This window comes from Anaerobacillus sp. ABA4_114, assembly GCF_056159065.1.
On the sequence record NZ_JBSWUM010000001.1, the window covers coordinates 825,717 to 838,876 of the forward strand.

General features: G+C 40.1%; 14 protein-coding genes. 8 read left to right on the plus strand and 6 right to left on the minus strand.

The window, feature by feature from the left end:
• The first annotated feature begins 134 nt into the window (after nucleotides 1-134).
• Nucleotides 135-2,372, plus strand: a complete 2,238-nt coding sequence (locus ACXAEY_RS04025) for a ribonucleoside-diphosphate reductase subunit alpha (RefSeq protein ID WP_474810620.1) — start codon at nucleotides 135-137, stop codon at nucleotides 2,370-2,372.
• 11 nt (nucleotides 2,373-2,383) lie between these two features.
• On the plus strand, nucleotides 2,384-3,421 hold the full coding sequence (locus ACXAEY_RS04030) for a ribonucleotide-diphosphate reductase subunit beta (RefSeq protein WP_474810621.1): 1,038 nt from the start codon (nucleotides 2,384-2,386) through the stop codon (nucleotides 3,419-3,421).
• A 332-nt stretch (nucleotides 3,422-3,753) separates the two neighbouring features.
• Here ACXAEY_RS04030 and ACXAEY_RS04035 read toward each other — a convergent pair whose 3' ends face one another.
• Nucleotides 3,754-4,812, minus strand: coding sequence for a DmpA family aminopeptidase (locus ACXAEY_RS04035; protein WP_474810622.1), 1,059 nt, complete (start codon nucleotides 4,810-4,812; stop codon nucleotides 3,754-3,756).
• Nucleotides 4,813-5,014: 202 nt separating this feature from the next.
• Between ACXAEY_RS04035 and ACXAEY_RS04040 the strand changes: the two genes are divergently transcribed.
• Nucleotides 5,015-5,734: a YebC/PmpR family DNA-binding transcriptional regulator gene (locus ACXAEY_RS04040; protein WP_270179963.1), complete on the plus strand. Its 720-nt coding sequence runs from the start codon at nucleotides 5,015-5,017 to the stop codon at nucleotides 5,732-5,734.
• A gap of 39 nt (nucleotides 5,735-5,773) precedes the next feature.
• Here ACXAEY_RS04040 and ACXAEY_RS04045 read toward each other — a convergent pair whose 3' ends face one another.
• Complete coding sequence (locus tag ACXAEY_RS04045; protein WP_474810623.1) at nucleotides 5,774-6,232, minus strand: NUDIX hydrolase; 459 nt, start codon at nucleotides 6,230-6,232, stop codon at nucleotides 5,774-5,776.
• Nucleotides 6,233-6,424: 192 nt separating this feature from the next.
• On the opposite strand from ACXAEY_RS04045, the gene ACXAEY_RS04050 reads away from it, so the two are divergent.
• Both ACXAEY_RS04050 and ACXAEY_RS04055 read left to right on the plus strand, forming a co-directional pair.
• Complete coding sequence (locus tag ACXAEY_RS04050) at nucleotides 6,425-6,544, plus strand: FbpB family small basic protein (RefSeq protein ID WP_318246487.1); 120 nt, start codon at nucleotides 6,425-6,427, stop codon at nucleotides 6,542-6,544.
• Nucleotides 6,545-6,638: 94 nt separating this feature from the next.
• Nucleotides 6,639-7,280, plus strand: a complete 642-nt coding sequence (locus tag ACXAEY_RS04055) for an MOSC domain-containing protein (RefSeq protein ID WP_474810624.1) — start codon at nucleotides 6,639-6,641, stop codon at nucleotides 7,278-7,280.
• A 144-nt stretch (nucleotides 7,281-7,424) separates the two neighbouring features.
• Here the strand turns inward: ACXAEY_RS04055 and ACXAEY_RS04060 are convergent, their stop codons facing one another.
• Both ACXAEY_RS04060 and ACXAEY_RS04065 read right to left on the minus strand, forming a co-directional pair.
• Nucleotides 7,425-7,697, minus strand: a complete 273-nt coding sequence (locus ACXAEY_RS04060) for an HU family DNA-binding protein (protein WP_270179961.1) — start codon at nucleotides 7,695-7,697, stop codon at nucleotides 7,425-7,427.
• A 139-nt stretch (nucleotides 7,698-7,836) separates the two neighbouring features.
• Nucleotides 7,837-7,992 (minus strand): Fur-regulated basic protein FbpA, encoded by a 156-nt coding sequence (locus ACXAEY_RS04065; protein WP_270179960.1) that lies wholly within the window; start codon nucleotides 7,990-7,992, stop codon nucleotides 7,837-7,839.
• Nucleotides 7,993-8,136: 144 nt separating this feature from the next.
• Between ACXAEY_RS04065 and ACXAEY_RS04070 the strand changes: the two genes are divergently transcribed.
• Together ACXAEY_RS04070 and ACXAEY_RS04075 are read left to right on the plus strand one after the other, a co-directional pair.
• A complete protein-coding gene (locus tag ACXAEY_RS04070; RefSeq protein ID WP_474810625.1) occupies nucleotides 8,137-8,337 on the plus strand; it encodes a hypothetical protein in 201 nt (66 codons plus the stop codon).
• 9 nt (nucleotides 8,338-8,346) lie between these two features.
• Nucleotides 8,347-9,102 carry a GNAT family N-acetyltransferase gene (locus ACXAEY_RS04075; RefSeq protein ID WP_474810626.1) on the plus strand — a complete coding sequence of 252 codons (756 nt, stop codon included), beginning with the start codon at nucleotides 8,347-8,349 and terminating at the stop codon, nucleotides 9,100-9,102.
• A gap of 58 nt (nucleotides 9,103-9,160) precedes the next feature.
• Here ACXAEY_RS04075 and ACXAEY_RS04080 read toward each other — a convergent pair.
• Nucleotides 9,161-10,485 (minus strand): IS3 family transposase gene (locus tag ACXAEY_RS04080; RefSeq protein ID WP_474810627.1). Its coding sequence is split into 2 segments (ribosomal slippage): nucleotides 9,161-10,101 and nucleotides 10,101-10,485, totalling 1,326 coding nucleotides; the frame shifts between segments, so codons are not numbered across the junction.
• Between the two features lie 134 nt (nucleotides 10,486-10,619).
• A complete protein-coding gene (locus tag ACXAEY_RS04085) occupies nucleotides 10,620-11,306 on the minus strand; it encodes a TerC family protein (protein ID WP_474810628.1) in 687 nt (228 codons plus the stop codon).
• A gap of 398 nt (nucleotides 11,307-11,704) precedes the next feature.
• On the opposite strand from ACXAEY_RS04085, the gene ACXAEY_RS04090 reads away from it, so the two are divergent.
• Nucleotides 11,705-13,060, plus strand: coding sequence for a PhoH family protein (locus ACXAEY_RS04090; RefSeq protein WP_474810629.1), 1,356 nt, complete (start codon nucleotides 11,705-11,707; stop codon nucleotides 13,058-13,060).
• Nucleotides 13,061-13,160 lie beyond the last annotated feature (100 nt).

A 13,160-nucleotide genomic window follows, 5' to 3' on the forward strand; every position in this document is an offset into this window, starting at 1 on the left:
TCTTCGGGGATTGAGGATGAGAAGTGGCAGAAAGGATGCAGGGTTATCCCTGGATTCTACCCTTGTCGTATTCTCAAAAGCTCACTCATAGAAGAGTGAGCTTTTTTATTTTGCTAAAAAAAGGAGAGGGTTAGATGAGTTTAACGATTGCTCTAGAGGAACATGAGATCATAATAGAAGCCAAAAACATTCTTAAGCGTTTTTCAAATCTTGATAGTGAAGGGTTTTTTAACAAATTAGGAAGCGGTATATCTGGAGAAGTGTCGGACGGCGATGTTGAACACATGTTGATTTTAAATGCGCTCGAGCGCATTTCAGCCGAAGAACCAGATTGGACATATGTAGCAGCATCTTTTCATCTTCAGTCACTTTATGACAGAGCTTTGGAAATTCGTGGAGAAGAACAGGTGTATGGTAAAGGGACATTTCATCGCCTATTGAAACGACTTACGGGCCAAGGAATCTACAACGCGGATCTCCTTAAAAACTATAGCGAACAAGAAATTGAACACCTTGCAGCAAACATAGCTCCAGATCGTGATCATCTTTTTACCTATATCGGCTTAAGAACGCTTGCAGATCGATATCTCACAAAAGATTTTGAAAAAAACACTATGGAACTTCCTCAGGAGCGCTTTCTCATTATCGCGATGATGCTGATGATGAAGGAGTCGGAAGATAAACGTTTGGAACGAGTGAAGGAAGCCTACTGGGCCATTTCAAATCTGTATATGACAGTTGCTACACCTACTCTCGCGAATGCAGGGAAAACATATGGTCAACTTAGTTCGTGTTTTATCGATACGGTAGATGATAGCTTGCGAGGCATCTATGACAGCAACACTGACATTGCGACAGTGTCAAAAAACGGAGGTGGAATCGGTGCATACCTCGGGAAGATTCGAGCTAGAGGCAGTGACATAAAAGGATACAAAGGTAACTCTTCTGGTGTACTTCCATGGATGAAGCAACTGAATAACACTGCAGTAAGTGTGGATCAGCTAGGACAGCGACAAGGTGCCGTCGCCGTTTATCTCGATGTTTGGCATCGAGACATCATTGAATTTCTTGATGCAAAGCTGAACAACGGTGATGAGAGGATGAGAACACATGACCTTTTTACGGGGGTGTGTATACCGGATGTATTTATGGAAACCGTTGAAGAACGTGGTGAATGGCATTTGTTTGATCCTCATGAAGTTCGGAAAGTGATGGGCTTTTCACTTGAAGATGCGTACGATGAACGTGAAGGCGATGGAGATGGAGATTTTAGGAGAAAATACGCGCAGTGTGTAAACAGTGATACATTATCTCGTAAAACTATACCAGCCATCGATATTATGAAACGCGTTATGAAATCGCAGTTAGAAACAGGTACGCCATTTATGTTCTATCGAGATGCTGTGAATCGAGCGAATCCGAATAAGCATGCAGGTATGATCTACAGCTCGAACTTATGTACTGAAATTATGCAGAACATGAGCGCGACGACTGTGGAAGAAGAAATAACAAACGAAGGAAAGATCGTAATTACCAAAAATCCTGGCGATTATGTGGTATGTAATCTATCGAGTATTAATTTAGGTCGAGCAGTTCCAGCAGGTGTTCTTGAAAGGCTAATCCCAATTCAAGTTCGAATGCTTGATAATGTGATCGATTGCAACACGATTGAAGTCCCACAGGCTCAACTTACAAATGAAAAATATAGAGGGATCGGACTTGGGACTTTCGGTTGGCACCACCTCTTAGCGAAGAAGAAGCTCGTTTGGGAGTCGGATGAAGCTGTTGAGTTTGCGGATCATCTTTATGAAACGATCAATTATTTAGCGATTGAAGCGAGTTCGGAATTAGCTCGTGAAAAAGGTAGTTACTCGATGTTCGAGAAATCGGACTGGCATACTGGCGCTTATTTTGATCGTAGAAACTATCACGATGAAAAGTGGAAAACACTGAAAGAAAAAGTGAAGAAGCAAGGTCTACGCAATGCTAATCTACTAGCTGTTGCACCGAATAGCTCCACAAGTTTAATAGCAGGTTCCACAGCATCGATCGATCCAATTTTTCGTAAAGAGTATTCAGAGGAAAAGAAAGATTACAAGATTCCTGTTACAGCACCTGATTTATCACCTGAAACGACCTGGTATTATAAGTCGGCTTATTATATCGATCAATTATGGAGCATTGAACAAAATGCTGCGCGTCAACGCCATGTCGATCAGTCTATTTCGTTTAACATCTATGTTCAAAACACGATTAAAGCCAAAGAGTTGTTGAACATACACATGACAGCATGGAAAAAAGGACTAAAAACCACTTATTACGTGAGAAGTACATCAGTAGATATCGAAGATTGCGAAAGCTGCTCAAGTTAGGAGGAAGAAGTATGAATACAATCCAAAAAAGAAAAATCTATGATATTTCAGCTCCCAATCGCTCTAGTGGGATTATTAATGGCAAAAGTTCGAACGTTTTAAACTGGGACGATACAAGATTCAATTGGACGTATCCAATGTATAAAAACATGTTGGGTAATTTTTGGACGCCGTTTGAAATCAACATGTCTTCAGACGTTAAACAGTGGGACTCCTTATCCAACGATGAACAGGATACGTTCAAGAAAATTATTGGTCTACTAGCGTTTCTTGATTCCATTCAAACCGATTATTCGAGTAAAGTAGCTGATTATTTAACAGATTCTAGTTTATCTGCCTTAATGCAGGTTCTTTCTTTCCAAGAAGTTATCCATAATCAATCTTACAGCTATGTGCTTTCATCACTAGTTTCAAAACAGGAGCAGGATCGAATCTTTGAATATTGGAAGCATGACGAGATCTTACTTGAGAGAAATGAATTCATTGCTTCAGGTTACGAGAGGTTTGTAGAAGACCCAACGCCTCAAACGTTTTTTGAGTCGATCGTATACGACGTTATTTTAGAAGGCTTGTTTTTCTATGCGGGATTCGCGTTCTTCTATAATCTCGCCCGCAATCAAAAGATGGTATCGACCTCGACTATGATCAATTATATTAATCGTGATGAGCAGCTACATGTCACATTATTTGCGAACATTGTAAAAGAACTGTTCAATGAGCAACCTCACCTGAACACGGAGGAAAACCATCGATTTATTAAGGATACATTTAAGAAAGCGGCGGAGTTAGAGATGAAGTGGGGGGAAGCGATCATAGGAAATAAATTTATTGGGATATCACAAAATGAGCTTAATGATTACATTAAGTTTATGACGAATAAACGTGTCAACCAACTTGGAATCGACCGGCCATTTGAAGGCTATCGAGAAAATCCGATGCGTTGGATTAAGGCGTATGCAGATGTTAATTCTGGAAAGAGCGATTTCTTCGAACAGAAATCCAGGCAGTATACAAAGGTATCGGATGATAATGGCTTTGATGAGTTGTAGAAGAACTTACTTATCTTAGTAGGTTCTTAGCATGTAGAGAAAGTAAGGTTTTGGATTAGTCGTTGATAGACAAAGGGATGGTCAGGATCTCTGTTAAACCATTGGGACGGGATGTTCTTTTTGGATATATTCAAATTGAGTAGGAGAGACGATCGCGGACTCCTGCGGTAGAACGGGCGGCCGAGACCGGGGTGTGAATTTCACCTCGGGCTTGGACGTTCGTCCGCGGAAAGCGTGCAATCGACTACGGCATCGGGAGCACCGAATAATGACATAGGTTTCTCGACAAGCTGAGATCAAGCTGTGAACCTACTTACCTAGTAGGTTCTTTTTTATAGCTTCATATCAAACTCCTCCAACAAATCCTTTAATGCTGGGCGCTCGTTTCCGTCTCTACCTACAACATGTGTTGCCTGTGTTAGTGAATTTAGCACCGCTTCTTCAGTAGCTTCACCTACCGCTCGGAATGCTAGGTCGATGTCTTCTTCGTGGATCGTTTGAAGTTGTAACGGTTCTGAAGATTTCTCGTGTGGAATCTTGTTTGCTGTGGAAAATCCAATGATGATTTCGCCGCTTCCAGTCGTAATGATGGAACCTGTCCTCGATAAGCCCGTTACGGATCGTTTGATGATCCGATTTAGCTGCCGCTCCGAAACAGGAAGGTCTGTGGCAACGGTCACCATAATTGAACCCTTGTCTTTTTCTTCCCATTTATGTAATAGATTTGCTTTGAGCTCTTCACCGATTGCTTTTCCATCGATACGCAGGTCTCGTAATATACCGAAATTGGTTACGACAAGAACACCTAGTGTATAGGTGCCATGCCCCATTTCCATCATTCTAGATGAAGTTCCAACCCCACCTTTTAACGAGTAACAAAGCATACCAGTACCTGCTCCAACTGCGCCTTCTTCTACATGTGTAGAAGCGTTAGAAATTGCTTCAAAAACATGTTCTTTCTTCACGTATTTTGCTCGGATATTGTTAAGAAACATGTCATTGCATTCTCCAATGACAGGATTGACCGTTCCTGTTGAATGACCGATTTCAGGGCATCGATCGAGCATGTATTCGATGAGTGCATCTGATGCTGTTCCAATGCTAAGTGTGTTTGTTAACAGAATTGGCGTTTCCAATGTTCCAAGTTCGGTCATTTGAATCGTACCCATGGTTTTTCCAAAACCATTGATCACATGAGTAGAAGCCATGCATTTTTCTCTAAATGTATTCCCTTGATGGGGAAGGATAGCTGTTACGCCAGTTTGCATCTCACCGTTACTTAACGTAGCATGTCCAACTGTAACCCCTGTCACGTCGGTTATAGAATTTAGCGGTCCCGTTTTTAATTCTCCTATAGAAATACCATAATCTCTTACTCTTTGATTCTGCATTTTACCCCACCTTTCTAATTACCATCATACTCTTCTTGTACAAAAAGGAAACGGTTATCCTGCTGCCATTTCTAAAGGTGAATCTCAATAAGCGGCCACTACGATGTGCTATAATTAATAGAGAAGTGTTAGTGTATTTTCATGAAAGTGTTCATAACCATGAAATAGTGGGTAAGATTAAGTCGAAAGAGAGTGGAACGTAATGGGACGAAAATGGAATAACATTAAAGAAAAAAAAGCTTCAAAAGATGCAAATACGAGTAGAATTTATGCCAAGTTCGGTCGTGAAATATATGTAGCAGCTAAGCAGGGAGAGCCAGACCCAGTAGCAAACCAGGCACTACGACTAGTACTAGAACGTGCGAAAACATACAATGTACCAAAAGCAATCATCGATCGTGCGATTGAGAAAGCAAAAGGCGGATCTGAAGAAAACTATGACAACCTTCGTTATGAAGGATTTGGCCCAGACGGTTCGATGTTGATCGTAGAGACACTAACAAACAACGTGAACCGTACTGCTTCAGATGTGAGAGCGGCTTTTGGAAAAAACGGTGGAAACATGGGTGTGAATGGTTCTGTAGCTTATATGTTTGATCCGACAGCTGTATTTGGTATCGAAGGAAAAACGGCTGACGAACTGCTTGAGCTATTGATGGAAGCAGACATCGACGTTAGAGATTTACTAGAAGAAGAGGATGCTGTGATCATCTATGCTGAACCTGATCAGTTTCATGCAGTTCAGGAAGCGCTGAAAAACGAAGGAATCACTGAATTTACTGTTGCGGAATTAACAATGCTCCCTCAAAATGAGGTCGACCTTCCAGCAGAGTCACAGGAACAATTTGAAAAACTAGTAGACGTGCTCGAAGATCTTGAAGATGTACAGCAGGTATACCACAACGTTAATTTAGGAGAGTAACTGTAGACAAACAGCCTGGCGAATTGCCAGGCTGTTTGTTTATTTTGTAGAGATGGTTACGTAATCAGAAATCATTCTTCGATGACTACCAACCATATTATCAGGTAGAGAGGTTGGATCAAAAAACGCATAGGACAAGCTTTCTTCTTGTTTTGAAGTTAATTGACCAGTGTAATGATCCGTATGATAGGCAGCTGTGACAGAGTAAAACTCATCTCCATTATCAGCTACAGTAAAAAACTCTGAACCAGAGTACATTTGAAAAAGAGTGAGTGAACGTATTCGTAATCCTGTTTCCTCCTTCGCTTCACGAATAGCGGTTTCTTCTGTAGATTCTCCAGGCTCCATCAACCCACCAGGTAACCCCCAACGTTTTTTCTTTTCATTCCTTTTTTGCAATAGAATAGCCCCTTCTTTATTACGAATGATCACGACTGACCCCACTAGGATAAGAGGGCGTTTACCAACGAGGCTTCGTAATTCCTCAACGTATCCCATCATAAAAAACCCCTTTCTCTCATCATTATAAATGAAAAAAAGAACCTTAAAAGAACAAGGTTATATTAGAAAAAAAGATGAATAAACTAAATTATGTGTTAATTTTCATAAAATTTTAACAATTAGTAAACTTATCTTATGTATTGCTGATGTATAATCATTAGCATACAGACAGAAAGTTGGTGGGTTATTGTGAAAAAGCACAAGAAATTAACGTTTAAACAGCTTGTCGAGCAAAATAAAGCAGAGCTTCTTAAAAATGAGAAGGAGTTAGCAGAAATAGAAAAGCGTCTAGATGATAAGCATTCATAGTGAAAAGCAGTCCTTTTTCGGGACTGCTTTTTCATTTTCAAACATTCTAGAAATGGAAATTTATGCTACGATTAGAGAGGAGGGAGGTAAGACTATGAAAAATCTAATCAGCGTAAATGTTGGGATGCCAGTTGAAATGAGTTACAAAGGAAATGTGATGGAATCAGGTATTATAAAAGCAGCTACTCATGAGCCGGTTTATGTATCTACAGTGCAGGTAGAAGGGGATGGACAGGCTGATCGTGTTCATCATGGTGGACCTGAGAAAGCGATCTGTGTATACCCTTATGAGCATTATCCTTACTGGGAAGAGAAGTTGAGTCGTAAACTATCTCCTGGAGCATTTGGCGAGAATTTTACCATCTCCGGTTTAGATGAAAATGAGGCGAGAATTGGTGATATCTACTGTATAGGAGAAATCTTAGTACAAGTAAGCTTACCAAGGAAACCGTGTTATAAACTCGCAAGTAAGTTCCGTGTTGACGACATGGTAAAACAAGTAACTGACAATGGATTTAGCGGATATTATCTAAGAGTTCTTCAGGAAGGTTATGTATCTGCTGGTGAAAAGGTAAGCATTCACAAAAGGCCAGATCATGATGTGAGTGTTGCGATGGTAAATCGTTTAACATACCATGACAGAAAAGATCGGAAGGGTCTTGAGCAGGCGATGCTAGCGAAAGAGCTTTCAGAGGATTGGTATAACAAGCTTAATAAACAGTTAAGCGCGCTCTAGGGCGCGCTCGTTATTTTTTTGCCATCCGATAATAAAAATAACATAGCATCACGATTGTTGCCGCAGTTACTACATATTTTACGATATCCATATGGACTCCTTAATAGAAAAGGCTGGAATCAAATGATTCCAGCTTTTGTAGGTTTAGACTACTTTTTCTTTTAGTGCTTTACCTGGTTTGAAAGCAGGTGTTTTTGAAGCTTGGATGAAGATTTCTTCTCCAGTTTGCGGGTTACGACCTTTACGAGCGGAACGTTCTCTTACTTCGAAGTTACCAAAGCCAACGAGTTGAACTTTTTCACCTTTTGCGAGTGCCTCAGCAATCGTATCCATCAATGTGTCTATCACTCTTGCAGTATCCTTCTTTGACATCTCAGCTCTCTCAGCAACGGTGTGTAGTAGTTCTGCTTTATTCATAGTAAATCATCCTTTCTAACATTACTAGTTTATCTATCTATGTCTTAAGCTTGGACATTTCACGTTTATTCTATACATATATTTTTAATTTATTTCGTGATTAACATAAAAAAAGAGATTCAGTTAGAATCTCTTCGAATTAGTAATTTAGCTGTTTGTACTCTTTCTCAAGGTCTGTCAAAGTGCACTGGTAAAGGTGTTGATCAGAAGTGGAGTATGCACCTGCTTCAACCAGCTTTGAAATGTAAAAGTGTTTCCGTTGTTCAATGGCTTTTCTTAGCTGATTCGCTTCCAAGAGTACACCTCCCTTAATGGTTCTTTTATTCCCAGTATGTCCTTGAATAATGTATTCTAATCAAAAACTGAATGTGACAATTTGGACATTTTACAGGTTTATTATGGGTGGCATGGAGAATACATAAGTAAAGGGGGAGATCTAATGATAAAGACGTGTTTATTCTGTAAAAAAGAATATGAAATTAAACCTGGCCATCCCCAATACCGTAAACTGCTAAGAAATAAGTCGTCTTCATTCACATGCGAAAACTGCAACCGAAACCTTCAGATGGAAGCCTCAGCAACCACCGGGCTCAAACCAGAAGACATTGAAACAGATCATGATCGAATGTTGAAAAAGTAGGTGTACGAAATGTTAGAAAAGATTGAAGCGCTTCAATGGGACTATGAACCATCGTTTGTACCTGAATGTATTCGCTTTGTTTTAAAAGAAGACCTAATTATGATAAAAAACTTGAATTCTACGAGTCTTCATGCGAACAGAGTGGTTAGGTACAAGCAGTCTGTCGATGATGCAGCCTCTGTATTTCAGTATTTTGAGGGACGGCCCTTTTCTTGGTGGGTCATAAATAATCCAGACCTTGAAACGAAGCTGAAAGAGCTTGGAATGAGCCACTATGATACATATGTTGGTTTAGCAAAGCCAATAGAAGATGTTATAGAAAGACCGTCACATTTTCTTATTAAAAATGTAGAAACAAAAGAAGATGTGTTCTTACACGCTAAACTAAGCAGTGAAGTATGGGGTTATGACCAAAATAGTTTAGAAGCAGCGTATAAAGAGAGAGTGAGCTACTTAAACCTTCCTGATCGTCGAGGAGGATTTATAGTAGCATTCGATGATGAGAAGCCGGTAGGCTACTCAAGCTATCGCTATAGTCATGACGGTCTTACTCTTTATATGACTGGTGCTGGTGTGTTGCCGTCATACAGAGGGAGAGGGATTTACCGAAAGATGGTGGAAGATAGACTAGTGGAAGCTAGAGAGAAAGGGAGCCGTTTTGCCGTTACGCAAGCGAGACTTGGAACCTCAGAACCTGTTTTGAGAAAGCTAGGGTTTCAAGAACATGGCATATTTAAGCAGTATATTAGTGAAGAGAAAACATAAGAAAAGAGCTCTGGTCCGTGAACTGTAACCTTTAATTTGGACAGTCTATAAAAAGAGCCTATGCTGTTAGTAAATGACCTCGGTATTGAACCGGGGTCATTTTATTTAATCCCCACTGGTATCTTCTATGGTTATAGTGCTTGATATAATCATTTACATCTTTCTTAAGTTGAGTGAAACTACTACAAGATTTATGATCGACTCGATCTTTAAAATGACCAAAGAATGACTCCATAGGAGCGTTGTCCCAACAGTTTCCCTTCCTTGACATTGACTGTGTTAGCCCAATGTCGCTTACTCTTTGTTGGAAAGAGGGATGCGTATAATGAAAGCCCTGGTCTGAATGAATTAATGCATCTGAACGAAGAATGCCCTCAGCGTTTTTGAGTTTTTCTAAGGTATGATAAACCAGATCCATTCCAAGAGAAGTGGATACGTGATGAGCTACAATCTCATTTGTCGTACTATCTTTTATGCATGAAAGATATGCTTTTTGTCCTTTACCATAATAAATGTACGTAATGTCTGTTAAGAAAACGAGTCCAGGCTTTTCCTGCTTGAATTCACGATTGAGAAGATTCGGGTATGTCCGATGTTCCTGAGTCGCTCTAAACATTCGCTTATAAGGTTTTGCCTGTCTAATTTTTGTCACAAGCTGAAACTTCTTCATCAACCTTCGGATTTTTTTATGATTCATGATGACGCCATAATCATTTTCTAAGAACATTTTGATTTGAAGTGCACCTGCTTTTTCATTTTCCTTTTGGAAGATAAACCGGATTAATGTGACATCCTTATTATCTCTTTCATCTCTTAGTGATTTATAAGGACCACTCTTACGCCATGCATAAAAACCACTTCGACTCACACCGGCAAGATCACACAAGAAAGAAATGATATTCTTTAGAGTGAACTTACGGATAATACCGTCGATGAGTGTATAAACCTCTTCTGGAGTTACTTTCTCTTCTTCAACGCCTGCCTTTCGAGTTCGTCTAACTTTTTTAGAAATTCGTTTTCAGCCTCTAAGTATTTAATACGAGCTTCGGCTTTCTTTAATTTATCTTCTGCAGAAAGGTCTTTAGTAGATTTATTACTACTGGCTTTACCTCTATGTTCTCCTTCAAAGCCCAATTCTCCATATTTATCATAGGTTTCACGCCATCTTTGTAGAGCACGTTTGGGTTGTTTTTTACCAATTACATTTAAGTCAAATCCATGTTCCTCAAAGATTTGACTAGGAAATTTCCCTTTTTGGTATTCCTTGATCGCCATCTTCTTGAATGATGGTTGATAGCTAATTGAACGTTTTGATACACGTAAAACGTTCGGGTTATCCTCAAGCTGCTTCATTTCTATATGGGTGAAGATACGTTTAGCCATTTACTCACTCCGTTCCTTTGCTTTGTTTCATTATAACGGTTTTAATTTCAAGAAATAGAAAAACCCGAATAATGGGGGCACTTTTTTATAAGTGTCCATTATTCGGGTTACAGTTCACCGCCCAGAGCTCTTCATTAATGTTCACGAGCAATCTCGTGGTTTGACGAAGCTGACTTCAGTTTGCCTGCAAGAAGCACTAAAGCTGTTACTAGTATCATAAAGGTCCACTCGATGAACGCATTGTGATTGATAAAGTCACCGATGAAAGGCTCGTGTAGAATCATCTTAGAAGCTGTCCATGCAAGAACTCCCGCTCCGATGAAGATGATAACTGGATATTTCTCCATGAGCTTAAGAATAAGTGTGCTTCCCCAAACGACGATTGGAATACTGATGATCAATCCGATGACAACAAGTAGGAAATCTCCGTTTGCCGCACCTGCAACTGCGATCACATTATCAAGGCCCATAGCAGCATCAGCAATGATGATCGTACGGACAGCCGCCCACAAGTTACTTGCTGATTTTACTTCTTCATCTTCTTCTTCCTCATTCAATAGTTTATATGCAATCCAGAGTAATACGACTCCACCGATAAGAAGGAGACCAGGTATTTTTAGCAACCAAACGACTAGGAGTGTTGCAACTGAACGAATAACAATTGCACCAAGTGCGCCTAACCAAATGACTTTCTTTTGCTGTTGCTCTGGTAAGTTACGAGCAGCCATACCGATAAGAACGGCGTTGTCACCAGCAAGTACGATATCGATCATAATGATGCTCAGCAACGCCATAAAAAATTCTGCTGAAAATAAATCCATGAATACACCTTCCTCATAAAAATGATAGCAAATAAAAAAATCCTGCCATGACGACGGACAGGATGATAAAGAAGGGTCCTTTGTCCGGCATGCGGGCAAAGGTCTCGCTAACAGTCTGATAGACTGCCAGTGTGGCCGGAGAAACATCGTTTCTCGTCATGACGACCATACTGTAGCTAGCTACTCCCCTTTGAACGATATAATGTTTAGCACCGTTTCATTATACAATCCTTTCTATGAATGCGCAATGTGAAGTTTCCTAATGTGAAAATATAGTAAACTTCATTTGAGTTATGTAAAGGTGCTAGGTTGTGCTCCCTCTTATCTGGAATAATGAACTTGAGAGGATAACGTATCCTTTCAGTCTTTCTATTTCACTTGAAAAAGGAGCTGTTCTGTTGTTGAAAACCTTTGTTCTAGACACCAATATTCTTTTGCACGATGCTCATTCCATCTTTCAATTTGGAGAGAATGAAGTGGTTATTCCTGCGATCGTTCTCGAGGAAATCGATTCCAAGAAGCGACTTATGAATGAAGTGGGCAGAAACGCACGTGAATTTGGAAGAATATACAAAGAACTTCGAAATGAAAATAAAGGTAGACTAGATCAGCCGATCGCTCTTGATTCAGGAGGATCATTTAGAATAGAGCTTAACCATCGTTCTTTTGAAAAGCTTCAAAGTGAGTTCAGAGAGGATTCCAATGATAACCGAATCATTGCAGTTGCGATTAACTTAAGCTACGAACCGTCTAGAGAAGTTACGTTAGTTTCAAACGACATGCTTATGATTGCGAAAGCTGATGCGCTAAAGAAATCGCTTGATCTTTCTACGTTCTTCCCGGAATTATATGAAAGTGACCGTTTAATTCAAGACATCGATCGATTACATAAAGGATATGTAGAAATAAGCGTTCCACCAGATCTCATCAATGCACTTTATGAAGAAGAGCTACTTCTTGAAAGTCTAGGTGATTACGTAGAGGGCGAGGTCTATCCTCAAGACTTTATCATCATGAAGGATCTGTTCGGTAGCAAGCATTCAGGAATTGGAAAAGTCGTTATGGGAGATCATGGCTTGGTTGTGAAGGGAATCCAAAAGGATTCTTATAATGCCTGGGGAATTTCGCCGAAGAATGTGCAACAGCGCATGTTGATGAATTTGTTATTTGATAAGACTGTATCATTGGTCTGTGTCACTGGAAGGGCAGGAACAGGAAAAACGCTCCTTGCACTCGCTGCAGGTCTCAGTCAAACAGAGGATGAGCAATTTTATCAGAAGATCTTAATTTCGAAGCCGGTCGTACCCGTTGGAAACGATATTGGCTTCCTTCCTGGTGAAAAGGAAGATAAATTGCGACCGTGGATGCAGCCGATCTTCGATAATCTAGAATTTCTTTTTGATACACGAACGGAAGCTGAACTAGAGAATATTTTATCAGGCCTTCATACTCTGAAAATAGAAGGGTTAACATACATTCGAGGCAGAAGCATTCCAAATCAATTCATCATTATAGATGAAGCACAGAATTTATCTCCTCATGAAGTGAAAACGATCTTGACCAGGGTCGGCGAAGGGACAAAAATCGTGTTGATCGGTGATCCGGATCAAATCGATCATCCTTACCTTGACTCAGTTAACAATGGACTGACGTACGCTGTAGAACGGTTGAAACAAGAAGACGAAGTAGGCATCGCACAGCTTTCAAGTACAGAGCGCAGCAGCCTTGCTGAGAAAACAGCCCGCCTCTTATAGGTCTAAGGAATCAGTCGCATCTCGAAAAAAGGAAAGAATTAGCACATATAGGACTGGACAAAAACGCCCTTTTTATCAGATAATTCTGTTAACGTCTCGT

What these genes read in the sequence shown, in the direction of transcription:
- ACXAEY_RS04025 (WP_474810620.1), top strand. Translation starts at nt 135, where the DNA reads ATGAGTTTAACGATTGCTCTAGAGGAACATGAGATCATAATAGAAGCC.
- ACXAEY_RS04030 (WP_474810621.1), top strand. Translation starts at nt 2,384, where the DNA reads ATGAATACAATCCAAAAAAGAAAAATCTATGATATTTCAGCTCCCAAT.
- ACXAEY_RS04035 (WP_474810622.1), bottom strand. Translation starts at nt 4,812, where the DNA reads ATGCAGAATCAAAGAGTAAGAGATTATGGTATTTCTATAGGAGAATTA.
- ACXAEY_RS04040 (WP_270179963.1), top strand. Translation starts at nt 5,015, where the DNA reads ATGGGACGAAAATGGAATAACATTAAAGAAAAAAAAGCTTCAAAAGAT.
- ACXAEY_RS04045 (WP_474810623.1), bottom strand. Translation starts at nt 6,232, where the DNA reads ATGGGATACGTTGAGGAATTACGAAGCCTCGTTGGTAAACGCCCTCTT.
- ACXAEY_RS04055 (WP_474810624.1), top strand. Translation starts at nt 6,639, where the DNA reads ATGAAAAATCTAATCAGCGTAAATGTTGGGATGCCAGTTGAAATGAGT.
- ACXAEY_RS04060 (WP_270179961.1), bottom strand. Translation starts at nt 7,697, where the DNA reads ATGAATAAAGCAGAACTACTACACACCGTTGCTGAGAGAGCTGAGATG.
- ACXAEY_RS04070 (WP_474810625.1), top strand. Translation starts at nt 8,137, where the DNA reads ATGATAAAGACGTGTTTATTCTGTAAAAAAGAATATGAAATTAAACCT.
- ACXAEY_RS04075 (WP_474810626.1), top strand. Translation starts at nt 8,347, where the DNA reads ATGTTAGAAAAGATTGAAGCGCTTCAATGGGACTATGAACCATCGTTT.
- ACXAEY_RS04085 (WP_474810628.1), bottom strand. Translation starts at nt 11,306, where the DNA reads ATGGATTTATTTTCAGCAGAATTTTTTATGGCGTTGCTGAGCATCATT.